General features: G+C 72.8%; 20 protein-coding genes and 1 pseudogene. 14 read left to right on the forward strand and 7 right to left on the reverse strand.

What is annotated here, in order from left to right; all coding sequences use genetic code 11:
- Positions 1–350: 350 nt before the first annotated feature.
- Positions 351–752, reverse strand: coding sequence for a hypothetical protein (locus ACIQFU_RS05870; protein WP_402549276.1), 402 nt, complete (start codon positions 750–752; stop codon positions 351–353).
- A 182-nt stretch (positions 753–934) separates the two neighbouring features.
- Between ACIQFU_RS05870 and ACIQFU_RS05875 the strand changes: the two genes are divergently transcribed.
- The 12 genes from ACIQFU_RS05875 to ACIQFU_RS05930 all read left to right on the forward strand — a co-directional run bounded on the left by ACIQFU_RS05875 (position 935) and on the right by ACIQFU_RS05930 (position 14,703).
- Entirely contained in the window at positions 935–3,103 is a 2,169-nt protein-coding gene (locus tag ACIQFU_RS05875) for a glycoside hydrolase family 27 protein (protein ID WP_402549277.1), read from the forward strand.
- A 114-nt stretch (positions 3,104–3,217) separates the two neighbouring features.
- Positions 3,218–4,504, forward strand: coding sequence for an ABC transporter substrate-binding protein (locus ACIQFU_RS05880; RefSeq protein ID WP_402549279.1), 1,287 nt, complete (start codon positions 3,218–3,220; stop codon positions 4,502–4,504).
- 1 nt (position 4,505) lies between these two features.
- Positions 4,506–5,441: a carbohydrate ABC transporter permease gene (locus ACIQFU_RS05885; protein WP_402549280.1), complete on the forward strand. Its 936-nt coding sequence runs from the start codon at positions 4,506–4,508 to the stop codon at positions 5,439–5,441.
- The gene (locus ACIQFU_RS05890) at positions 5,441–6,310 is read left to right on the forward strand and encodes a carbohydrate ABC transporter permease (protein WP_402549282.1); all 870 of its coding nucleotides are present in this window, start codon (positions 5,441–5,443) and stop codon (positions 6,308–6,310) included. Before ACIQFU_RS05885 ends, ACIQFU_RS05890 begins: the two co-directional genes overlap by 1 nt.
- Entirely contained in the window at positions 6,307–8,463 is a 2,157-nt protein-coding gene (locus ACIQFU_RS05895; RefSeq protein ID WP_402549284.1) for an alpha-galactosidase, read from the forward strand. Before ACIQFU_RS05890 ends, ACIQFU_RS05895 begins: the two co-directional genes overlap by 4 nt.
- A 40-nt stretch (positions 8,464–8,503) precedes the next feature.
- Positions 8,504–9,277 (forward strand): SDR family NAD(P)-dependent oxidoreductase, encoded by a 774-nt coding sequence (locus ACIQFU_RS05900; protein ID WP_402549285.1) that lies wholly within the window; start codon positions 8,504–8,506, stop codon positions 9,275–9,277.
- A 40-nt stretch (positions 9,278–9,317) separates the two neighbouring features.
- Positions 9,318–10,136 carry a FadR/GntR family transcriptional regulator gene (locus tag ACIQFU_RS05905; RefSeq protein ID WP_402549287.1) on the forward strand — a complete coding sequence of 273 codons (819 nt, stop codon included), beginning with the start codon at positions 9,318–9,320 and terminating at the stop codon, positions 10,134–10,136.
- Complete coding sequence (gene dgoD, locus ACIQFU_RS05910) at positions 10,137–11,282, forward strand: galactonate dehydratase (RefSeq protein WP_402549288.1); 1,146 nt, start codon at positions 10,137–10,139, stop codon at positions 11,280–11,282.
- Positions 11,276–12,157 (forward strand): hypothetical protein, encoded by an 882-nt coding sequence (locus tag ACIQFU_RS05915; protein WP_402549290.1) that lies wholly within the window; start codon positions 11,276–11,278, stop codon positions 12,155–12,157. The genes dgoD and ACIQFU_RS05915 overlap by 7 nt, the downstream gene beginning before the upstream one ends.
- 31 nt (positions 12,158–12,188) lie before the next feature.
- Entirely contained in the window at positions 12,189–12,821 is a 633-nt protein-coding gene (locus ACIQFU_RS05920; RefSeq protein ID WP_402549292.1) for a bifunctional 4-hydroxy-2-oxoglutarate aldolase/2-dehydro-3-deoxy-phosphogluconate aldolase, read from the forward strand.
- Complete coding sequence (locus ACIQFU_RS05925; RefSeq protein WP_402549294.1) at positions 12,818–13,717, forward strand: SMP-30/gluconolactonase/LRE family protein; 900 nt, start codon at positions 12,818–12,820, stop codon at positions 13,715–13,717. The genes ACIQFU_RS05920 and ACIQFU_RS05925 overlap by 4 nt, the downstream gene beginning before the upstream one ends.
- Positions 13,714–14,703, forward strand: a complete 990-nt coding sequence (locus ACIQFU_RS05930) for a sugar kinase (protein ID WP_402549296.1) — start codon at positions 13,714–13,716, stop codon at positions 14,701–14,703. The genes ACIQFU_RS05925 and ACIQFU_RS05930 overlap by 4 nt, the downstream gene beginning before the upstream one ends.
- On the opposite strand, the pseudogene ACIQFU_RS05935 reads toward ACIQFU_RS05930, so the two are convergent.
- Positions 14,685–15,350 (reverse strand): annotated as a pseudogene (locus tag ACIQFU_RS05935) (fascin domain-containing protein). The gene ACIQFU_RS05930 and the pseudogene ACIQFU_RS05935 overlap by 19 nt on opposite strands.
- Positions 15,351–15,686: 336 nt before the next feature.
- Positions 15,687–16,112, reverse strand: coding sequence for a hypothetical protein (locus ACIQFU_RS05940; protein WP_402549297.1), 426 nt, complete (start codon positions 16,110–16,112; stop codon positions 15,687–15,689).
- Between the two features lie 190 nt (positions 16,113–16,302).
- Here ACIQFU_RS05940 and ACIQFU_RS05945 point away from each other — a divergent pair, with 190 nt between their 5' ends.
- Entirely contained in the window at positions 16,303–16,839 is a 537-nt protein-coding gene (locus ACIQFU_RS05945; RefSeq protein ID WP_402549298.1) for a DUF2269 family protein, read from the forward strand.
- A gap of 31 nt (positions 16,840–16,870) precedes the next feature.
- Positions 16,871–17,914, forward strand: coding sequence for a LacI family DNA-binding transcriptional regulator (locus ACIQFU_RS05950; RefSeq protein WP_402549300.1), 1,044 nt, complete (start codon positions 16,871–16,873; stop codon positions 17,912–17,914).
- A 63-nt stretch (positions 17,915–17,977) separates the two neighbouring features.
- Here ACIQFU_RS05950 and ACIQFU_RS05955 read toward each other — a convergent pair whose 3' ends face one another.
- From ACIQFU_RS05955 to ACIQFU_RS05970, 4 genes are all read right to left on the reverse strand, one after another.
- Positions 17,978–18,865, reverse strand: coding sequence for a carbohydrate ABC transporter permease (locus ACIQFU_RS05955; protein ID WP_402549301.1), 888 nt, complete (start codon positions 18,863–18,865; stop codon positions 17,978–17,980).
- Positions 18,855–19,817, reverse strand: a complete 963-nt coding sequence (locus ACIQFU_RS05960) for a carbohydrate ABC transporter permease (protein ID WP_402549302.1) — start codon at positions 19,815–19,817, stop codon at positions 18,855–18,857. Before ACIQFU_RS05960 ends, ACIQFU_RS05955 begins: the two co-directional genes overlap by 11 nt.
- Positions 19,814–21,193 (reverse strand): ABC transporter substrate-binding protein, encoded by a 1,380-nt coding sequence (locus tag ACIQFU_RS05965; RefSeq protein ID WP_402549303.1) that lies wholly within the window; start codon positions 21,191–21,193, stop codon positions 19,814–19,816. The genes ACIQFU_RS05960 and ACIQFU_RS05965 overlap by 4 nt, the downstream gene beginning before the upstream one ends.
- A gap of 65 nt (positions 21,194–21,258) precedes the next feature.
- The gene (locus ACIQFU_RS05970) at positions 21,259–22,350 is read right to left on the reverse strand and encodes a glycoside hydrolase family 172 protein (RefSeq protein ID WP_402549305.1); all 1,092 of its coding nucleotides are present in this window, start codon (positions 22,348–22,350) and stop codon (positions 21,259–21,261) included.
- Positions 22,351–22,413: the final 63 nt, after the last annotated feature.

The following is a 22,413-nucleotide window of genomic DNA, read 5'->3' on the forward strand; positions in this document are numbered from 1 at the left end:
CTCCTGCAGGGAACGGTGCTTGAGCTCGCTTCCGACGTGGTGGGCGCGGGGGGGGGGGGGGCCCCGCGGGGGGGGGGGGGCCCCCCCCCGGGGGGGGGGGCCCGGGGGGGGGGGGGCCCCGGGGGGGGGGGCCCCCCGGGGGCCCCCCCCCCCCCCCCCCCGCCCCCCGGGCCGGGGGGGGGGGCTATTGTCCAAAAAAAATTTCTCAAAAAAAAACCCCCCCCCGGGGGCCCCCCCCCCCCGACGCAGCAAATCCTTGTTCGACGCGCTCGTCCGCGCCGCGCCGGAGCGTCACCGAGGGGCGGCAGCCGCCTGGCCGACTCGCCCCTCGGGGCCGGTTTTCCGGCCGGTCAGTGGTGGCCGTGCGGCCGGAGCCACTGCGGCCGGTGTCCGGCCGGGCGGCGGTGTCCGGACGGCTCGTCAGCGGCGCTCGTGCTGCTGCCCGGGCCCTCCAGGCGGCCGGCCAGTTCGTCCCGCTCGGCGGTGGCCCGCCTGGCGGTCTCGCGGTCCCTGCGGCGCTTGTTGCCGCGGTGGCGCGCCAGCACGGTACCGGCCATGAGCATCCACATGCCCAGGCCGAAGATCAGGGTCAGGGCGATACCGCCGAGAAACGCCCCGAGCGTACTGATCGTGAATGGGTCGCTCCCCAGCAGGGTCACGGTGTAGTCCGGACCGCCGGACAGGTTGTACGCGATCAGCAGGCCTGCGAAGGCGGCAGCGCCCGCCATGAGCAGGAGGCCCAGCACCAGCATGTCTCTCACCTCGTCGCACGTGGATGTCCTCCATCCGGGTCACCATGACGAATGGGGCAAAACGCGCGAGTCGGGAGTCACCCCGACCGGTGTCTAGTTAAATTAGTAATAATCATTGACAGTGCTCCGCGGGCGGGCCACAGTCTTCGCCGTCCCCCTGTTTCCCGATCCCGGAGAGACACGTGACTCCACTCCCACCCGCACGCAGATCCGCGTACCGCACGGCGCCGGGCGCGCTCCTGGGTGCCGCGCTGGTCCTGACCCTGACCGCCACCACCGCGCCCTCCGCCACCGCGGCGCCCGCCGGCGGTGCGAAGCCCGAGCGCGCGACGGTCGACCAAGGAGCGCCCGACTACTACGACAGCGGGCTCGCGCCGACCCCGTACATGGGCTGGAACACCTACTACGGGCTCGGCGCGCCCACCGAAGCGGAGGTGCGTTCGGTCGCCGACCGGCTGGTCTCCAGCGGTCTGCGCGACAGCGGCTACGACATCGTCTGGCTCGACGGCGGCTGGCAGGCCGACAACCCCCGCGACGCGCGGGGCCGGTTGGTCGCGCATCCCGACCGTTTCCCGTCCGGCATCCCCGCGCTGGTGACCTACCTCCACGAGCGCGGCCTCAAGGCCGGCATCTACACCGACGCCGGGGCCTACGACGGCGGCAAGAGCTGCGGTCTGGGCAGTCGGGGCCACTACGAGGAGGACGCCCGGCAGTTCGCCGACTGGAAGGTCGACGCGATCAAGGTCGACTTCCTGTGCGGCATCGGCGCGCAACTCGATCCGGGCCCGGCCTTCAAGGAGTTCTCCGACGCGGTCGCCAAGGCCGGGCGGAAGATGCTGCTCAACCTGTGCAACCCGCTGACCGACGACTGGGGCCTGCCGCACACCCCCGAGCAGGACGCCCACAACACCTACGCCTATGCCCCGACGATCGCCGACTCCTGGCGCACCGGGACGGACATCGCGTGGGGCACCCCCAGCCCCGGACAGTGGGCCAACGTACTGCGCAACATGGACGCCAACGCGTGGCATCCCGAGGCACAGGGGCCGGGCCACTACAACGACCCCGACTACCTGATCCCGATGCGCCGCATGACGGACGGCACACCGGAGCTGACCCAGGAGGAGTCCACCACCCAGTTCGTGATGTGGGCCGAGATGGCCTCGCCGCTGGTGCTCGGCACCGATCCGCGCACACTGTCCGAGCCGATGCTCCGGACGCTGCGCAACCCCGAGATCATCGCCGTGAACCAGGACCCCCTGGCGGTGCAGGGTGTCCGGGTGGCGAGCGACACCACCGGTGACGTGTACAGCAAGGTGCTCGGCGGCCGGGGGAAGCGTGCGGTCGTCCTGCTGAACCGGTCCGACCGACCGGCGCGGCGCACGGTGGACTTCGCCGACGCCGGGCTCGGCGGCACGGTGGGCGTACGCGACCTGCGGGCCCGCGCCGACCGGGGCACGCACACCGGGTCGTACACGGTCGAGGTCCCGGCGCACGGCACCGCGCTGCTGAAGCTGAGCGGCGAGGACGCCCTGCCCGGTACCGACCTGGGGCAGCGGGCCACCGCGAGCCCGGCCGTGGTGCGCGGCGCGGCCGGTCCCACCACCTTCGCGCGCGGTCCCGGCGGCACGCTCACGGTCCGGACCGAGGGGAAGGGGCGCCCTGCCGTGCGCAGCCTCGGCGGCCCCGTCCGGGGCGGGATCCTGGGCCAGCCCGCCGCGTACGCCTCGGCGGACGGCCGTATCGACGTCTTCGTGCGCGGCGCCGACTCCCACGCGTACCGGAGGGTGTTCGACCACGGGCGCTGGGGACGCTGGCACGACCTCGGCGGGCGGCTGACGGACGCCCCGTCCGTGGCGTTCGCCGACCCGGGGCACTGGACGCTCTTCGCGCGCGGAGCGGACGGCCGCGTCGTGCAGCGCGGCCCCTCGGCCGGCTGGACGTCGCTCGGCGCGCCCGGTGACCGGCCCACGTACGGGCGTCCCTCCGCGGTGATCGACGCCCAGGGGCGGGTCCACCTGGCCGTGCGCACCTCGGCGGACGAGGTGTGGAGCCGCACCCGGCAGGCGGCGGGACGGTGGTCGCGGTGGAGTTCGCTCGGCGGGACCGTCGGCGGCAGCCCGACGCTGGTCGCCGTCGGTGATGCCGTGGTCCTGTACGCCCGGGCCGGGGACTACACGCTCTGGCAGCAGCGGTTCAGCGACGGCGCGTGGCAGGGCTGGACCAAGCGTGCGGAGTTCCCCAGTGCCGCCGTCGAGGGCGCGCCGGGTGCCGTGGCCGCGACGGACGGTGCCGTCGACCTCGTGTACCGGGGCGTGGACGGGCACGTTCATCTGACCCGGATCAAATAAATTAGTAATTATCCTTGACGTGGCGGACACGCCACGCGAATCTGGATCCGCCGAGGCGGGGCACGGCCGCAGGACCGCGGCCGCCCCGCCCCCGTGGACCCGTAGGAGCCTGACATGACGATCCATCTGCCCAGCCGGCGCGGGTTCCTCGCCGGTGTCGGGGCCGCCGGGAGCGCGGCCCTGCTCAGCGGTTGCGTGACCTCCGGGTCCAGCGGCACCAGCTCGTCCGACGGGGACGTGACCCTCCAGTCCAACCTGTCCGCCCCCCAGGCCAAGGCCGCGATGGGGGACCTGGTCGCCGACTACGGCAAGAAGAACACCGGCGGCCTCAGCCTCAACACCGTCGCCGCCGAGACCTTCCGCACCCAGCTGCCGACCTACCTCACCTCGGCCAACCCGCCGGACGTCTACACCTGGTACCCCGGCTCGGTGGCGGACGCCTACGCCAAGAAGGACCTGCTGCTCGACCTCGGCGAGGTGTGGGAGTCGGCCGACCTCAAGCGCTACTCCAAGGCGCTGGACACGCTGTGCACCGCGAGTTCGGGCAAGAAGGTCTTCGTCCCCACCACCTACTACTGGTGGGGCATGTTCTACCGGAAGTCCAACTTCGCGAAGTGGGGCGTGAGCGAGCCCGAGACCTGGGACGACTTCCTCGACCTGTGCGACACCCTCAAGGGCAAGGGCGTCGACCCCATCGGACTCGGCGCCGGCGGCAACACCGCCTGGGTCGCCTCGGCCTGGTTCGACTACCTCGACATCCGCGTCAACGGAGCGCAGTACCACCGCGAACTCCTCGCGGGCAAGCACCGTTTCGACGACCCCCAGGTGCACAAGGTCTTCGACCGCTGGCGGGAGATCCTGCCCTACTTCGACCCCGACGGCACCGCCGTCGCCTTCCAGGACGCGACCACCTCCCTGCTCAACGGCCGCACCGGCATGATGCTCATCGGCACCTTCTTCGCCGACGCGGCGCCCAAGGACGCGCTGGACGACATCGACTTCTTCCGCTTCCCGGTCATCGACCCCAAGGTGCCGCTCGCCGAAGAGGCACCCACCGACGGCTACTTCGCCAGCGCCCGCACCGGCAAGCGCGACGCCGTGCTCGGCGTCCTGCGCTACCTGGCGACCGCCGAGGCACAGGAGATCTACGTCAAGGGTTCCTCGGGCACCGCGCTGCCCTGCCACCCCGACGCCGCCGACGCGGGCACCGCGCTCGTCAAGAAGGGCCGCAAGCACATCGAGGAGGCGGCCGAGATCACCCAGTTCTTCAACCGGGACTCCAGCGACGCCATGCAGCCCGCCGCCGACACCGCGCTGACCCGGTTCATCGCCGAGCCGAAGGCGATCGACTCCGTCCTCACCACCTGGCAGCGTGAGGCCGAGAAGATCTGGCGGGCGTGACATGGCCGTCCTGACCGCCCCCGGCCGAAAGCCCCGCACCGCCGCACCACCCGGCCGCAAGCGGCCCCGCGGTCCCCGCCGCACGCCCCCGCTGGTCCTCGGTTTCCTCCTCGTCCCCCTGCTCGCCGAGGCCGTGTGGGTGTTCTGGCCCGCGCTCCAGGGCTTCTACCTCGCCCTGACCGACTGGGACGGCGTCTCCGCCCCGACCTTCGTCGGCCTCGGCAACTTCCGCGAGATGGCCCACGACGAGGTCTTCCGCAGCGCGACCTGGCACACGGTGCTGTGGCTGGTGCTCTTCGGCGGCCTGTCCGCCCTGCTCGGCCTCGCCGCCGCGCTGCTGCTCCAGCAGGAGCGGCGCGGCGTCGGCTTCTACCGGGCCGCGCTCTTCCTGCCCGTCGTCTTCTCCCTGGTCGCCACCGCCCTCGTCTGGCAGGCGATCTACCAGCCCGACGGCGTCCTCAACCAACTCCTCGAATCGGTCGGCCTCGGCAGCCTGCGCCACGCCTGGCTCGCCGATCGGGACACCGCCCTGTACGCCGTCATCGTGCCCGCCCTGTGGCGGCAGATCGGCTACGTGATGGTGCTCTACCTGGCCGGCCTCAAGGGCATCGACCCGGCCCTGTACGAGGCCGCCAAGGTCGACGGAGCGAGCCCCTGGCAGCGTTTCCGGCACGTCACCCTGCCCCAGCTGCGCAGCGTCAACGCCGTGGTCCTGTCCGTCATCGTCATCGACTCGCTGCGCTCCTTCGACGTCGTGTGGTCACTGACCCGCGGCGGCCCCTACCACTCCTCCGAGCTGCTGAGCACCTACATGTACTCGACCGCCTTCCAGTCCCTGCGCCTGGGCTACGGCTCCGCCCTGGCCGTCGTCATCTTCGTGCTGGCCTTCGGCGTCATCGCCTCCTACCTGGTCCGCGCCTTCCGGGAGGCCGACTGATGACGACCGCACACCCCTCCGGGACCCGCAACTCCGAGGCCCTGCGCCGCCGTCGGGCCGCGACCGCCGGCTTCCACCTGAGCGCCGGTGCGCTGGCCCTGCTGTGGCTGCTGCCCATCGCGCTCGTCCTGGTGACCAGCCTGCGCTCCTTCGACGACATCGCCGCCCACGGCCTGGGCAGTTGGCCCCGCTCCTTCACCCTCGGCAACTTCTCGCAGGCCTGGTCCGACGGCGGTCAGCAGCAGGCCCTGATCAACAGCCTGCTGGTGACCGTGCCGTGCGTGCTGGCCACCCTCGCCCTGTCGGCCATGGCGGCCTTCGCCCTCAGCCGCTACGAAATCCCCCTGCGCCGCTCGCTGTTGCTGCTGATGCTCGGCGGCAACCTGCTGCCCCCGCAGATCCTGCTCATCCCGGTGTCGAAACTCAGCGAGCTGATGGGCGTGTACGACACCCTGCCCGCCCTCATCGGCGTACAGATCGGCTTCGGCGTCGGCTTCTACGTCTTCGTGCTGCACGGCTTCATGCGCGCCATCCCGCCCGAGATCCAGCAGGCCGCGGTCGTCGACGGCGCCGGGCCCTGGCAGGTCTTCTGGCGGATCATCCTGCCGCTGGCCCGCCCGGCCCTCGCCGCGCTCAGCGCCCTCTCCTTCACCTGGATCTTCAACGACCTGCTCTGGGCGATCACCGTCCTGCGCAGCGACACCAAGATGCCGATCACCGCCGCCCTCATCGGCCTCCAGGGACAGTACGTGTCGATGTGGAACGTGATCGCCGCCGGATCCGTCATCGCCGCCGCCCCCACGGTCGCCGTGTTCCTGCGATTCCAGCGGCACTTCGTGGCCGGCCTCAACCTCGGAGCGGTGAAGTGACTTCGACCCCGCGCTGGACCCTGCGCACCGAACACACCAGCTACACGGTCCGGCTCTCCCCGGACGGACCGTGGGCCGAACTCGACGCCTGGGGCCCCCTGGGCGTGGAGGACGGACCGTCCGCGCTGGACTGGTCACGGCGCACCCACTTCATCACGCCCGCCGACGCCGCCCCCGCCGAGTACATCCCGCAGGGACTGCGGCCGTTCACCGGCGCCGACCTCGTCGCGTCCCGCCCCGGCGCGGAACGCGGCGTCTGGTGGGAGTTCGCCGGCGCCGAGGAGGGCGTCGGGACCGGGGAGGGCGTCGGTGCCGGGGAGGGCGCGCAGACCCTGCGCCTCACCTTCACCGACGAGGTCCTCGGGCTGCGCACCGTCCTGTGCTACGCGACCGTCCCCGGCACCGACGTCGTCCTGCGCTGGACCGAGCTCACCGCCACCGGGACCGGCGAACTGCGCCTGGACCGCATCGACTCGGCCGCCGTGAACGTCCCCGTCACCGGCACCCCCGTACTGACCCACCTCACCGGACAGTGGTCGCAGGAGTTCCAGCACACCCGGCTCGAACTCGCCCGGGGCACCTTCACCATCGGCAGCGGCCAGGGCGTCCCCGGCCACGCCCACGCCCCCTGGCTCGCCGTACAGGGCGAGGACGGACCGGGCGCGTACGGCGTCGCCCTCGACTGGCCGGGCAACTGGCACCTCACCGCCGAGGCCGAACCCGGCGCGGGCCTGCGGATCCGGGCCGGACGCGTCCCGCACGAGCAAGCGGTGTTCCTGGCACCCGGCGAGACCCTCACCACCCCGAGGCTCGCCTGTGCCTTCAGCGCCGGGGGACTCGACGGGCTCTCCCGCGTCTGGCACCGCTACGAACGCCGGCTCGCCGGCGACCGGCTGCACCGCACCCGCAAGGTCCTCTACAACTCCTGGGAGGCCACCGGCTTCGACGTCGACGAGGCCGGGCAGCTGGAGCTGGCGAGGGCGGCCGCGGACATCGGCGCCGAACTGTTCGTCGTGGACGACGGCTGGTTCACCGGACGCGCCGACGACACCGGCGGGCTCGGCGACTGGTACCCGGACCCCGAGGCGTTCCCGCACGGCTTCGGCCGGTTCGTCGACGAGGTACGGGCCCTGGGCATGGACTTCGGCCTGTGGGTCGAGCCCGAGGCCGTCAGCCCCGGCAGCCGGCTGCACGCCGAACACCCCGACTGGGTCTACCGGATCGAGGGCCGCCCCTCCCGCCTGGTCCGCAACCAGCTGCTGCTCGACCTCGGCCGCACCGACGTCCAGGACTTCGTGATCGCCACCCTGGACCGGCTGCTCACCGAGTACGACATCGGCTACCTGAAGTGGGACATGAACCGGCCGCCCACCGAACGCGGCCGCCCCGGCGCACACCCCGCCGACCACCTCGACCTGGACGCCCGGCACGTCGCCGGCTACCTGCGCGTCCTGGACCACCTGCGCACCGCCCACCCGGACGTCACCGTCGAGGGCTGCGCGGGCGGCGGGGCACGCGTCGAGCACGCCACCCTGGCCCGGACCGACGTCGTCTGGCCCAGCGACAACACCGCGCCGCTGGACCGGCTGTCCATCCAGTACGGCTTTCTGCACGCCCACGCCCCGCACGTCATGAGCTCCTGGGTCACCGACGCCCCCGGCATCTTCGACCCCCGCCCGCGCAGCCTCGCCTTCCGTTTCGTCAGCGCCATGTGCGGGGTCCTCGGCATCGGAGCCGACCTGCGCGCCTGGACGGCGGAGCAGCGTGCCGAGGCGGCCGGGTGGATCGCCCGCTACAAGGACGTGCGCGAGGTGATCCACCACGGCGAGACCCGCCTCCTGGGCGCCCCGGGCGACGCGACCTGCGGCGTTCAGTTCGACGCGCCGGACGGCCGGCGCACCGTGGTCGCCGCGCTGAGCACCGGACGCCTGGACGGAGCCCCGCTGCTGCCCGGGCGCCCCGACCGCCTGCGCCTGCGCGGCCTCGACCCGGCCGCCCGCTACCACGACCGGGCGACGGACACGACGTACGGCGGAGCCCACCTGCTCCACCACGGACTGCCGTTCCAGTGGAGCGCCGGCCACGACGCCGAGATGGTGGTCCTGACCCGGCAGGGGAGTGAGGGCGCATATGTTTCCCAGCACGGCCGGTGACATCCGGCCGCCGCGCCGTACCGAAGGAGGAGAGCCCACGATGGACGCACCCGAGACGGGGGCAGCCGCCCGCTTCACCGGCCGCACGGCCGTGGTCACCGGGGCGGCCTCCGGCATCGGGGCCGCCACGGCCGAACGCCTCGCCCGCGAGGGCGCCGCCGTCGTCCTCGCCGACGTCGACGAGGAACGCGGCACCGCCGTCGCCGAGCGGATTGCCGAGGACGGCGGCCGGGCCGAGTTCGTCGCCGCCGACGTCGCCGCGGAGGACGACTGGACGCGGCTGGTCACCGCCGCGCACGCCTTCGGCCCGGTGGACGTCCTCGTCAGCAACGCCTACACCGTCGACGTCCTCCCCGCCCACACCATGCCCCTCGCCTCCTGGGAGCGGCAGCTGTCCGTCAACCTCACCGGTGCCTTCCTCGGCTTCCGTGCCCTCCTGCCCGACCTGCGCGAACGGCACGGCGCCGTGGTGCTGACCTCCTCCGTCCACGCCCACAGGGGCATCCCCGGCCACCCGGCCTACGCCGCGTCCAAGGGCGCCCTGCTGTCCCTGTGCGGCCAGTTGGCCGTCGAGTACGGACCGGAGGTCCGCGTGAACGCGGTCCTGCCCGGGCCCGTCCTCACGGCCGCCTGGGACCGGGTGTCACCGGCGGACCGGGAACGCAGCGTCGCCGAGACCGCCGCCCGGCGCTTCGGCACCCCCGCCGAAGTGGCCGCGGCCATCGCCTTCCTCGCCGCCGACGAGGCCGCCTACATCACCGGGTCCCACCTGCTCGTCGACGGCGGCTGGAGCGTCGTCAAGGCCTCCGCGTGACCCGTCCCCGAAGCACCCCTCAGCAGAAAGGCTGTACGACATGACGCCCTACGCCCGTCGCGGCGTGCACGGCCAGACCGTGGAAGCCCTCGCCCGCCGCATCCTGGGCGGGCAGATTCCCGAGGGCGCCACGCTCGACCTGGTCGCGCTGCAGAGCGAGCTGGACGTGAGCCTCACCGCGCTGCGCGAGTCGCTGAAGGTGCTGGCCGCCAAGGGCATGGTCGACGCCCGTCAGAAGCGCGGCACCTTCGTCCGCGCCCGCGCCGACTGGAACCTGCTCGACGCCGACGTCCTGCGCTGGCAGTTCGAGGGCGGCAGCACCACCGGCTCCGACCAGGCACTGCTGAGCAACCTCGCCGAGGTGCGCGCCATCATCGAACCGGCCGCCGTGCGCATCGCCGCCGGCCGCCGCACCGACGAGGACCTCGCCGCACTGGACGCCGCCCTGGCCGCGATGGGGGAGCGGGAAGCCGACCCCGGCCGCGCCGTCGACGCCGACCTCGCCTTCCATCGCGCCCTGCTCGCCGCCACCCACAACGAACTCCTCGAACGCATGGAGATGGTGATCGAGTCCGGACTCGCCCACCGCGACCGCATCGTGCACAGCTCGCCGCACAGCGGGGACCCGGTACCGGCCCACCGGGCGGTCCTGGACGCCGTCCGGGAGCAGGACCCCCGCGCCGCGGAGGCCGCGATGCGCGCCCTGCTCGACCAGGCCGACCGCGACCAGGACCGGATCGGCCACGCCGACGAACCGGACGCGACGACGGCCGCGCCCACGGACGCGACGACGGGCGCGACGACGGGCGCGACGGCCGAGACGGACGCGCCGGACGAGACGGAAAGGCTGCACCGCTAAGTGAAGATCGCCCGCATTGAAACGTTCCTGGTCCCGCCGCGCTGGCTGTTCTGCCGCGTCGAAACCGACGACGGCGTGGTCGGCTGGGGCGAACCCGTCGTCGAGGGCCGCGCCGAAGTGGTCCGCGCCGCCGTCGACGTCCTCGCCGAGCAACTCGTCGGCAAGGACCCGCTGCGCATCCAGGACCACTGGCAGGTCCTCACCAAGGGCGGCTTCTACCGGGGCGGCCCGGTGCTGTCCAGCGCCGTCGCCGGCCTCGACCAGGCCCTGTGGGACATCGCCGGCAAGTCCTACGGGGCACCCGTGCACGCCCTGCTGGGCGGACCCGTGCGCGACCGGGTGCGCGTCTACGCCTGGGTGGGCGGCGACGAGCCCGCCGCGCTCACCGAGCAGGTCACCGCGCAGGTGGAGGCCGGCTTCACCGCGGTGAAGATGAACGCCGCCGGCCGGGTCTCACCGGTGGCGGCCCCCGCCGAGACCGCGGCCGTCGTCGCCCGGGTGGCCGCGGCCCGGGAGGCACTCGGACCGGACCGCGACGTCGCCGTCGACTTCCACGGCCGCTTCACCGCCGCGAGCTCCCGCCGGGTCCTGGGCGAACTCGCCCCCCTGCACCCGCTGTTCGTCGAGGAACCGGTCGTACCAGAGCAGAGCCACCTGCTCTCCGGGCTCGCCGCCGCCACCGGCGTCCCGCTCGCCACCGGCGAACGGCTCTACGGCCGCGGTGAGTTCCTGCCCGTCCTCACCGCGGGTGTCGCCGTGGTCCAGCCGGACCTCTCGCACGCCGGCGGGATCTCCGAGGTGCACCGCATCGCCTCCCTCGCCGAGACCTACGGCGCCCTGCTCGCCCCGCACTGTCCGCTCGGCCCGATCGCCCTGGCCGCCAGCCTCCAGGTCGCCTTCGCCACCCCCAACTTCCTCATCCAGGAACAGAGCCGCGGCATCCACTACAACAAGAACGCCGACCTGCTGACCTACCTCGTGGACACCGAGCCGTTCCGCTTCGTCGACGGACACGCCCCACGCCAGGACGCGCCCGGCCTGGGCATCGACATCGACGAGAAGGCCGTACGCGCCGCCGACCGCGCCGGACACACCTGGCGCAACCCGGTGTGGCGGCAGCCCGACGGATCCTTCGCGGAGTGGTGAGCCCGGGGCCGGTCCACATCGCCGTCGACCCCGCCCACGGCGGACGCTGGACCTCGCTGCGGGCCGGCGGACGGGAGTGGCTGTGGCACCGCCACGCCCCCGGCCGGGCCACGGTGTCGCCCGGGGACGCGTTCGTCGACGCGGGCGGCCTGGAGGAGTGCGTCCCCACCGTCCGGGGCACACCCGACCACGGCGACGCCTGGTCCCGCCCGTGGACGGCAGACCAGTACGGCAGCGGGACCGGTGCCGGTGCCGGGACAAGCGACGGGAACGGCACGTGGACCGTCCACTGCGACCGCTTCGCCCTGGCCCGCACGATCCGCGCCGCCGCCACCGGCGCCGAGGTCCACTACGTACTGACCGCCGACCCGGGCTTCCGCTTCGTCTGGGCGGCACACGCCCTGCTCGACCTCTCCGGGGCCGCCGTCCTGCGCGCACCGCACGGTGCGCGGACCCGCCTCTTCCCCGAGGCGGCCGCGCTCCTGGACCGGCCGTGGCCGGCGGGCGCCGACCGGCTGGAGGGCACATGGCCCCAACCACACGGACTGCCGCTCGGCCGGTTCGGACCCCGGGACGGCACCGCGGTCGGCGCCGTCGTGGACACCGCCCGCTGCTGCGTCCACGACGGGCCCGACCGGCTGGCGTTCACCCTGGAGTGCGAGGCGCAGCCCCGGTCCGTGGCCCTCTGGCGCAACCTGGGCGGATTCCCCGCCGGACGTCCCTACCGCAGCACCGGTGTCGAACCGATGCTCGGACGCGTCTTCGACCTCGCCGAGGCGGGCCCCGGTGACGCCGCCCGGGTCCCGGCCTCCGGCGAGGTGCGGTGGCGTCTTACCCTGGCCGCCGAGTGCCGCTGCGCGCCGACCGACCTGTGAACCCCCTGATCCCGGAGGAGGAGACCCGCCTGTGGAGCTACGAGCGGCCCTGACCGCCCACCGCCTCGTCGCCATCGTGCGTGGAGACGACCCCGACGCCGCGCTGCGTACCGTACTGACCCTGGCCGAGGAGGGCCTGGAGCTCATCGAGGTGTCCCTGACCGGCAAGGACGCCCTCGGCGTCATCGAGCGGGCCAGGGCTGCCCTCGGACCCGGCCGGCCCCTGGGCGCGGGGACGGTCCTCACCGCCGACGACGCCGTGGCCGCCCACCGGGCCGGGGCCGACTTCGCCGTCACCCCCGGCCTGGGGGAGGGCGTCACGGCCGCCCGGGAGCGGGGCATGCCCGTCCTGGCCGGCGTCATGACGCCCACCGACATCATCGCGGCACGCGCCCTCGGCGCCACCGCGCTGAAGATCTTCCCGGCGGCCCAGGCCGGCGGGCCGGACTACGTCAAGGCCCTGCGCGGACCCTTCCCCGACGAGCCACTGGTGCCGGTCGGCGGTGTCGACGAGGCCGCGGCCCGCGCCCACCTCGCGGCCGGTGCCACGGCGGTCGGGGTCGGCTCCCCGCTGATCGGCGACGCCGCGGACGGGGGCAGCCTCGACGGCCTCCGCGCCCGCGCCCGGGCCTTCCGCGCCGCCGTCCGGGAGGCCCGCCCGTGACCGACGCGCTGCGCTCACCCCGCCCCGACCGGCTGGAACTGGGCGAGGGCATCCGGTGGTTGGCCGACGGCCGTCTGGTGCTCGTCGACATCCTCGCCGGACGCCTGCTGGAGGCCACCGGGCCGGACGACGCGCCGCTGCGCGTGCTGGCCGAACTGCCCTGCCCGCTGGGCGCGGTGGCACCCGTCGCCGACCGGCCGGGCACCTGGACGGCAGCCGCCGGAACGGGCATCTGCCTGCTCACCCCCGGCGGAGCGACGACCTGGCTCGCGCGGCCCGAGGGGGACGACGACACCCCCGTACGCATGCGCATGAACGACGCCACCGCCGATCCGTCCGGCCGCTTCTGGGCGGGCAGCATGGCGTACGACACCACCGAGGGCGCCGGTTCGCTCTACCGGGTCGGCCACGACGGAGACGTGGAACGCGTCCTCGACGGCCTCACCGTGCCCAACGGCCCCGCGTTCACGGCCGACGGCCGTGCCATGTACCTGGCCGACAGCGCCCGGGGCGTCGTCCGGCGCTACCCGGTCGACCCGGCCACGGGCAGCCTGGGCACGCCCGAGACCTTCGCCACGACGGACGAGGGCAGCCCCGACGGGATGACCGTGGACGCCGAGGACGGCCTGTGGGTGGCGATGTGGGGGACGGGCACGGTACGCCGGTACCGTCCGGACGGGGTCCTCGACCGCGTCGTGCGCCTGTCCGCCCGGCAACCCGCCGGACTGTGCCTGGAGGGCGACGTCCTGCACATCACGACCGCGCGCGTGGGCCTCGCCGCCCCGGGGCCCGACGACGGGGCGCTGTTCTCCCTCCGGGTCGACGTGCCGGGACGTCCGGCGTCCGCGTGCCGTCTCGACACCCCGGTCCCGGCGACGGGGGAGGAGAGGGCGTGACCGGCTCGAACCCCTGGCGGCTGCCGCGGGGGCCCGTGGTGTGCCTCGGCGAGACCATGGCGGCCATGGCCCCACCCCCGCCCCACCCGCTGGACGGCACCGACTCCCTCCGTCTGTCGGTGGCGGGCGCGGAGTCCAACGTGGCCATGTACCTCGCGGACCTGGGCCTGCCCGTCTCCTGGCTCTCGGCCGTCGGCGACGACGCCCTCGGCAGGCGGGTGCGGGCGGCCGTCGCACGGGCGGGTGTGGACGTCTCCGGAGTGCGCACCGACCCGGCCCGGCCCACCGGCCTGCTCCTGAAGGACCCCGGCCCGGCGGGCACCCGCGTGCACTACTACCGCACCGGCTCGGCGGCCTCGGCCCTCGGCCCCGACCTCCTGGACGACGAACGGTTCGGCGACGCCGCCCTTCTCCACCTGACCGGCGTCACCCCGGCCCTGTCCCCGTCCTGCCGGGCCCTGGTCGAACGGGCGCTCCGCACGCCGCCGGCGCACCGCACCCACGCCGTCAGCTTCGACGTCAACCACCGTGCCGCGCTGTGGCCGCCGGACACGGCCCCCTCGGTGCTCCGGGAGCTGGCCGACCGCGCCGACATCGTCTTCGTCGGCCTGGACGAGGCACAGGACCTGTGGGGCGCCGGCCTGACCGAGGCGGACGTCCGCCGGCTGCTGAGCCGCCCGCGCGTCCTCGTCGTCAAGGACGGCGGGCGGGGCGCCACCGCGTTCACCGAGCAGGGCGTGTGCACCGTGCCCGCGCTGGCCACCGAGGTCGTGGAGCCGGTGGGCGCCGGGGACGCGTTCGCGGCGGGATTCCTCGCCGGACTGTGGAACGGCACCGGTCTCACCCGGGCCCTGCGTCTGGGTCACCTCACCGCCGGGTCCGCGCTGAAGGTCGTCGGGGACCACGGCCCCCTGCCCGACGAGGGCACCGTCGCGGCCATGCTGGCCCTCGCCGAGCAGGACTGGTGTCAGGCGCCGATGCCGTAGAGGACGAACTCCTCCCACGAGCCCGTCACCTCGGCGGAGCGGGCGCGCAGCGCGTACTGGAGCGAACCGGTGTAGCCGTTCTCCATGGTGACGAAGAGCCCGTTCAGCGTGGACCGGAGCGCCCAGCGGTCGAGCGTCTCGTTGTAGTAGAGGACGAACCGCTCTCAGCCGCCCACGCTCGTGGAGCGGGCCCGCAGTACGTTCTGCGCGCTGCCGGTGTAGTTCTTCTCCACCGCCACGTAGCGGTTGTTCGCCAGGGACCGCAGCGCGTACGTCCGGGTGGCCTCGTCCCACTCGAAGGCGTAGCTCTCCCAGGAGCCGCAGAACTCGGTCGAACGGGCCCGCTGGACGCCGGTGTTCGGCGCGGCGTAGGTCTTCTCGGTGGCCACGAAACGGTTGTTGCGCACCGACTGCACGGCCAGCAGTTCGGGCTCCGCGGCGGCGGCGTCCCCGGCGGCGAGCGGAGCCCGCGGGGCGTCCTTCTCCCCGGTGATCCGGGCCAGAGCGGTCGCGTCCACCGCCTCCCAGCCGGCGGGGGCGGCCGCCGGCCGGTCGGCTCCGGGCGCCGCGACGGCGGTGGGAACGGCCAGCGCGGAGGCCGCCGGCAGGGCGCTCAGGGACAGCAGGACGGAGGTCGTACGTCGCACGGGAATTCCTCGGCTTTCGTCACACGGACACCGGGGCGGCGGGACGAGAATCCCGCGGGACATGGCAACCGGACATGACGGCGTCACCCCCGAATTTCTCCGCACCCCCCCACAAGGCCGCGGTCGGCATCCCTCCCCGGATGCCTCGGCAGCCGCCGCGCCGAATCGGCGAAGCGGCTTGAGCATAGTGATGTCGAAGCGCGGACCGATACCGTTTCGGTCGCCGTCGAGCCATTGCGTACCGGAATGGCTCGGCATTACGGATTCCGTGGTCCGCCGTTGATTCCCCGGCAACCCGCCGTTACCGCGAGGGCCGCCGCGCCGGCCCGAGGAGGGTCAGCACGCCCGGCTCGTGACCCCGTCCACGACGAACCCGATACCCATGCCGAGCATCCAGGTGTCCTTGGCCAGGGCCGTACCCTCCTGGGTCGGGCGCAGGCCGCCCTCCTCGCGCATGCCGGGCGTGCGCAGATACAGACCCACCAGGGCGGCCGAGAACGCGGTCAGCCCGGCGCCCGCCACAGCCGTCGGCACGACCGGCAGGAGCAGCGCGGCGCCCAGCGTGATCTCGCCCGCGGAAAGCAGCCGGACGAAAGCCTTCGGCTGCAATTTGCCGAGGAACGGATAGGTGTTCTTCGCCATTCCGTGCATCATGGCGGCGGTCTGCTCATCGGCCCCGCGCTTCGCCAGACCGGAGTTGAGAATGAAAGCCCCGGTGGCCAGTCGAGGGGCGACATTCCTGGGTTCGATGGGCAGACGCATGGGAGCTCCTAGCGGCGTTTCCTGGAGACACGCTCAGGCTACGGCGCCCGCTTCCCCCGTGCAGCGCGGGCGGCCGGGGTCTGCTCCGATCGGGTCACGGCGCCCCCCGGCCGCGTACGCCCGGTGCAGTACGCGGAGTTGCTCCCGCGGCGGGACGCCCGGGCGGCCGCCGACCGGCAGCGTGGACGGGATGAAACTCGACCGCCCCGCACGCCGGGCCCTCGTCGTCGTCCATGCCGTCGCCTCCGCCGCCTGGCTCGGGCTCACGCTCGGACTGCTCGCGCTCGGCGTGACCGCGGCGACCAACGCGTCCCCCGCGACGGTGGAGGCCGCCGCCCGCTGCATGAAGCTGTTCGCCGACTGGCTGCTGCTTCCCCTCGCCCTGCTCACCTTGGCGAGCGGCCTGGTGCTGGCCCTGGGCACGCCATGGGGTCTCGCCCGGCACCGGTGGGTGTACACGAAGTTCTGGCTGACCCTGGGCACGACCGTCGCCACGTTCCTCGCGCTGCGCCCCGGCGTGAACTCGGCGGTCGCCGCGGTGGCCGCGGGCGAGCCGCTGCCGGACGCGGGGGACGTGCTCTTCGGGCCGGTGGTCTCCCTGTCCGCCTACGTCTTCATGACGGTGCTCTCGGTCCTCAAACCCTGGGGGCTCACCCGGCGAGGTCGCCGGCTGCGCGAGCGCCCGGCGAGTGTCCCTCCGCCGCTCGCCCGCTCAGGCAAAGGGTGAAATCCTTTTCAGACGCAGGTAGGGTGAGCAGGTGGACCTTACGCACGGTGAGAGGGCGCGGACGCAGGTGGTGACGATCCAGGACGTGGCGCGAGCCGCCGGAGTATCCCCGGCGACCGTCTCACGGGTCTTCAACGGCGGCAATGTCACCCCGGCACGGGCCCAGTCCGTGCAGCAGGCCGCGGCGGCGCTCGGCTTCGCGCCCAACCGTCTCGCCCGGTCGTTGCGCAAACAGCGTTCCAGCGTGATCGCGCTGCTCATCCCGGACATCGAGAACCCGTTCTTCACCTCGCTCGCCCGCGGCGTCGAGGACGCCGCGCAGCGCACCAGTCTCTCGGTGGTGCTGTGCAACTCCGACGAGGACACCGAAAAGGAGCGCCGCTACCTGGAGGTCGCGCTCGGCGAGCAGATGGCCGGCGTGATCGTGGCGGCGGCCTCCCAGGACGAGACGGACCTCGGCCCCCTGACCGCCCGGGGTGTCCCCGTCGTCGCCGTCGACCGCCGCCCCCGGGACGCGGAGGTGGACGCGGTCCGCCTCGACGACCGCCACGGCGGCGAGGCCGCCACCCGGCACCTGCTGCGGGCCGGCTACCGCAGGATCGCCTGCATCACCGGACCCCAGGGCGCCTCGACCTCCGAGGAGCGCCTGGCCGGCCACCGGGAGGCGCTGCGGGCGGCGCGGCCGGACCGGGACGGCGACGACACCTACGTACGCCACGCCGACTTCCGCGTCGAGGGGGGCCGGGCCGCCATGCGCGACCTGCTGTCGCTGCCCGAGCCGCCCGACGCGGTGTTCGTCGCCAACAACCTCATGACCATCGGCGTGCTCGACGCCCTGCGCGAGGCCGGACTCGCCCCGCCCGGCATCGGCGTCCTCTCCTTCGGCGACGTCCCCTGGGCGTCACTGGTGCGGCCGTCCCTGTCGGCCGTGGAGCTGCCCTCCTACGAGCTGGGGCGTACGGCGGCCGACCTGCTGCTGCAGCGCATCGAGGGCGGCGACGCGCCCCTGCAGACCGTGGTGCTGCGCACGACGCTCCAGGTCCGGGAGAGCACCGGCGGCCCGGTCGGCCGGTGAGGACACGGCAGCGGCGCCGCACCGGTCCCCTCGGCCGGTGCGGCGCCGCTGAAGCATGTCCTCCTACTTGATGCCCGAGGTCTTGATCGACTCGACGATCTGCCGCTGGAAGACGAAGAAGAGGATCAGCATGGGCAGCGCGGCCACCGTCGCCGCCGCCAGGATGTAGTTCCAGTTCGACGTGTACTGCGTCTGGAACGAGGCGATGCCCAGCTGGACCACCGTCAGGTCCTGGTCGCTGGTGGCGACCAGCGGCCACACGAAGGCGTTCCAGTTGGCGAGGAAGAAGAAGATCGCCAGCGCGGAGAGGATCGGCCGGGACATCGGCAGCACGATGTTCCAGTAGACCCGCCAGTGGCCGCACCCGTCGACGACGGCCGCCTCCTCCAGCTCCTTGGGCAGCCCCAGATAGAACTGGCGCAGCAGGAAGATGCCGAAGGCATTGAAGATCGCCGGGATGATCAGGCCCGCGTAGCTGTCCAGCAGCCCCAGTTCGCGGGCGACCATGAACAGCGGGATCAGCACCACGGGCGCGGTGACCAGCAGGGTCGCGAAGATCGCCCCGAAGAGCTTCTCGCGGCCCGGGAAACGCAGTCGGGCCAGCGCGTAGGCGGCCATCGAGTGGAAGAACAGCGCGGCGATCGTGATCACCGCGGAGATGAAGAAGCTGTTCCACAGGTAGCGCGCGAACGGCACCTCCGTGAAGACGTACACGAAGTTGTCGAAGGTGAAGTCCGTCGGGATCAGCTTGCCGTCGGTGACGGTCTCGCGCGTCTTGAACGACGACGTGAGCATCCACAGGACGGGCAGCACACTGATCACCGATACGACGACGGCCAGCACGGTCAGCCCGGCGCGCGGGGAGAGGGACCGGCGCCGGCCGCCCCCGGTGCCGTGCCCGCCGGGGCCGCCGGACTCGCCGGCCCCGGTCGTCAGGGTGTCACTGGCCATCGTCGAACCTCCCGCCTCTCGTGAGCTTGAAGATCACCGCGGAGACGGCGACCATGATCAGTACCAGGAACGAGCCCATGGCCGACGCGTAGCCGTACTCACCGAACCCGAAGGCCTGCTGGTAGATGTAGAAGATCGCCAGCGACGTGCCGTTCGCGGGTCCGCCGTTGGTCAGGACGAAGATCAGGTCGAGACCGCCGGTGATGGCCGCGACCGTGGACATCATCAGGACGAAGAAGCTGGTCGGGCGCAGCAGCGGCCAGGTGATGGAGCGGAACTGGGTCCACGGACCCGCGCCGTCCAGCTTGGCGGCCTCGTAGTACTCCTTGGGGATCTCCTGGAGACCCGACAGGAAGATGATCATGTAGTAGCCCATCATCACCCACACCATGACCGCGATGACGCAGCCGAGGGCGAGCGAGGGACTGCCGAGCCAGGACTCGCCGTCCAGGCCGGCCGCCCGCATGGCGCGGTTGACCGCGCCGGTCTGCTCGTCCAGCAGGAACTTCCACAGCACGCCGACCACCACGAGGCTGATGACGTACGGCAGGAAGAGCGCCGTGCGGTAGACGCCCATGCCGGGCAGCTTCTGCTTGACCAGCAGGCCGAGCCCGAGGCTCACGCAGAACAGCACGGGCACGAGGATCACCACGTACAGGCCCGTGATCTTCATGGAGTCCCAGAAGAGCGGGTCGTTCATCATCCGCTCGTAGTTGCCGAGCCCGATCCACTCGTAGCTGCCGAACCCGCTGACCTGGAAGAAGGACAGCGCGATGGACAGCACCATCGGGACGGCGACGAAGACCAGCAGCCCCAGGACGTCGGGGGCGAGGAAGAGGGCGGCGGCCAGCCACTCGCGGTGCTTGCGGCTGAGTCCGCTGCCTCTGGACGAGGCCGGTGCCTGCGCCGGGGCCGCGGCGGCCCGGCGCTCCTTCGCGGCGACACTGCTCATATCAGGCTCGCCCCCTTGTAGCTCTTGGTGTACGCGTCGATGGACCGGGTGGCCCGCTCGATCTCGCTCTCCACGCCGCGGCCGGCGAGCATGGTGCCCTGGATGGCGTCGGAGATCGCCTTGTAGACCACCGGGGGATAGCGCGGTTCGGCACGGCCCCCGGGGAAGATCTCGTCCTTGAAGCGGCGCATCACCTCGGAGTCGTAGCCGCCCTTGGCGGCGCCGCGCTCCAGGGCGCTGGCGCGGGGGGCCACGTCGGTCTTGGCGCGGACGCACCAGTCGACCATCCGGTCGATGGAGTCGTCCTTCATGGACCCCAGGGCCCAGACGCAGAACTCGGCCGCGACCTCGGGGTTGCGGCCCTGTGCGTTGGCGCAGAAGGACCAGCCGCCCAGCGCGGTGACGTAGTCGCCGCCCGGGGGAGTGGGGAGCTTGAAGACGCCGTACGGATAGTCGGGTGCGAAGGCCTTGAAGCTGGCGACGTTCCAGATGCCCTGCTGCCACATGCCGACGTTGCCGCCCTTGAAGCCGCCGATCACGTCGCCCGCGGCGGGCACGGTGCGCGGGGCGATGCCGTGGCGCACGGCGTCCTGCCACAGCGCGAGGGCCTTGCGGGTGCCCTTGGAGTCGAAGGCGACCTCGCCGTGCTCGTCGAGGACGTCGCCGCCGCCCTGCCACATCCACGGGTACCAGGTGAAGTTCTGGTAGTAGCCCGGATTGGTCTCGAAGACGAGTCCCGCCGTGGTGCGGGAGCTCAGCTTGTCGCCGATGTCGAGCATCTGGTCCCACGTGGTGGGGACGTCGGCCTCGGACAGGCCGGCCTTCTCCCACAGGTCCTGGGAGTAGAACATCGCCAGTGGCTCGACCTCCATGGGGAGGGCGTAGACCTTGCCGTCGACCTTGCGGCTGTCCAGGGCGGAGCCGAAGTCCTCGACCGCCGCCTTCTCCATGTGCGGCGTGAGGTCCTCCAGGACACCGCCGTTGTAGTACCGCAGGAAGTCGCCGGGGGAGAGCATGAAGATGTCCGGGCCCTCGCCGGTGGCGAAGGCGGACGGCAGCTTGAACCCGTTGAGGTAGGTGGGCTGCGGCAGGTAGACGAGGTCGATCTGCTGCTTGTGGGTGGCGTTCCACTTCCCGACCATGTCGGTGAACCACTTGGACTGCGCGTTGACCGCCGGGTCGGGCGAGCGCTGGGGTCCGTAGAAGTTCCAGAACTGGAGATTGCCCCCCTTCGCCCGGGCCGTGCCGCAACCGGTGAGCAGGGCCGGGGCGGCGACGGCCGCGCCGATGCCGGCGGTGGCGGTGAGGAAGCGGCGGCGTGAGGTGCCGGCCGGGGACGGGGCCGGGTGCCCGGCTTCGTTGCCGTGCTGGAGCATGCGTGCGCTCCTGTCGGAGTGGGATGGGTCGTGGGTGGGACGGGGGCCCGGGACGGACGAGCGGGTCAGTCGACCTCTAGCGCGAGCAGGTCCGGGGTGGCCGGACGGGACGCGCAGGCGGGTGCGTCCAGGTAGAAGAGCGAGGTGCTGGCGATGTCGTCGCCGGTGTGCCGGTAGCGGTGCGGCAGACCGTTGCCCTGGCCGGGGCCGATGCCGAGGCTCTGCACGGTGACGCGGAGGTCCTCGGCGAAGCGGACGGGGTCCAGGACGTGCCAGCGGTACATCCCGAACCGCTGCTGGCTGCTGTACAGCCCGTCCGGACGCAGGATCTGGTTCAGACCGAGATACGGGGTGGTGTACGCGGTGTAGCCTTGGCCGGGCACGTCGAAGTTCCAGGCGCCGCCGAAGTAGTCCTCGGTGCCGGTGCCGCAGATCGTCGGGTACTCGTCGTCGCCGTCGAGGTAGAACTTCAGCTCGCCCTCGCCCCACCAGCCGGGGCTGTTCACGCCCCACGCCATGTACGTGCCCACGTAGCTGCCGGCGCCGGTGACGCCGTCGAGCAGGGTGTGCACCTCGCCCAACGGCACGGGGTGGCTGCGACGCCACTGGGCGTGGAAGTACGAGGCGTCCTCCCCGACCTCGTCCAGCTCGTAGTCCACCTGGTAGTACAGCGTGACCTTCTCGGCGGTCAGGTTCTCCAGGGTGATGCGCGCCTTGCGGCGGAAGGGCATCGGCCAGTACGCGTTGAAGCCGCCGTTGGGGTTGGCCGCGACGGGCACGGAGGAGACCTGGCTGAAGACGTTCCAGCCGTTGCAGAAGAAGTCGCCGAGCGGGACCTCGACGGCCGGGGTCTCCTCGCCCTCCCAGTACATCCGCAGCAGGGTGCCGCGCCAGGCGCCGTGCGGGTCGGTGGTGCACCACAGGTGGCGGATGGTGCCGGGGCCCTCGATGTCGGCGAGCACCGCCGTCTCGCCGGCGGCGATGTCGATGCTGGGGGAGATCTTCCAGCCCGGCCCCAGCCGGCTCGCCGCCACGGCTCCGGTGCCCTCCGTGGCCCGGCCGCCGCCGGCCCTGGCACCGGTGAAGTTCTCGGCGCTGATGGAGCGGCTCACGGCACGCGTCCTGCGGGAGATGCCGTCGAGTCCAAAGGTCGTCATCGTGTCTTGCCCTCAAGGTGGAGTTGCGGAGCGCGCCGTGGGCCCGTGAGGGCGTCGTGGGCG

This window comes from Streptomyces sp. NPDC093065, from assembly GCF_044754585.1.
Taxonomy (GTDB): Bacteria; Actinomycetota; Actinomycetes; order Streptomycetales; family Streptomycetaceae; genus Streptomyces.

What these genes read in the sequence shown, in the direction of transcription:
- ACIQFU_RS05870 (WP_402549276.1), bottom strand. Translation starts at nt 752, where the DNA reads ATGCTGGTGCTGGGCCTCCTGCTCATGGCGGGCGCTGCCGCCTTCGCA.
- ACIQFU_RS05880 (WP_402549279.1), top strand. Translation starts at nt 3,218, where the DNA reads ATGACGATCCATCTGCCCAGCCGGCGCGGGTTCCTCGCCGGTGTCGGG.
- ACIQFU_RS05885 (WP_402549280.1), top strand. Translation starts at nt 4,506, where the DNA reads ATGGCCGTCCTGACCGCCCCCGGCCGAAAGCCCCGCACCGCCGCACCA.
- ACIQFU_RS05890 (WP_402549282.1), top strand. Translation starts at nt 5,441, where the DNA reads ATGACGACCGCACACCCCTCCGGGACCCGCAACTCCGAGGCCCTGCGC.
- ACIQFU_RS05900 (WP_402549285.1), top strand. Translation starts at nt 8,504, where the DNA reads ATGGACGCACCCGAGACGGGGGCAGCCGCCCGCTTCACCGGCCGCACG.
- ACIQFU_RS05905 (WP_402549287.1), top strand. Translation starts at nt 9,318, where the DNA reads ATGACGCCCTACGCCCGTCGCGGCGTGCACGGCCAGACCGTGGAAGCC.
- ACIQFU_RS05940 (WP_402549297.1), bottom strand. Translation starts at nt 16,112, where the DNA reads ATGCGTCTGCCCATCGAACCCAGGAATGTCGCCCCTCGACTGGCCACC.
- ACIQFU_RS05945 (WP_402549298.1), top strand. Translation starts at nt 16,303, where the DNA reads ATGAAACTCGACCGCCCCGCACGCCGGGCCCTCGTCGTCGTCCATGCC.
- ACIQFU_RS05955 (WP_402549301.1), bottom strand. Translation starts at nt 18,865, where the DNA reads ATGGCCAGTGACACCCTGACGACCGGGGCCGGCGAGTCCGGCGGCCCC.
- ACIQFU_RS05960 (WP_402549302.1), bottom strand. Translation starts at nt 19,817, where the DNA reads ATGAGCAGTGTCGCCGCGAAGGAGCGCCGGGCCGCCGCGGCCCCGGCG.
- ACIQFU_RS05965 (WP_402549303.1), bottom strand. Translation starts at nt 21,193, where the DNA reads ATGCTCCAGCACGGCAACGAAGCCGGGCACCCGGCCCCGTCCCCGGCC.
- ACIQFU_RS05970 (WP_402549305.1), bottom strand. Translation starts at nt 22,350, where the DNA reads ATGACGACCTTTGGACTCGACGGCATCTCCCGCAGGACGCGTGCCGTG.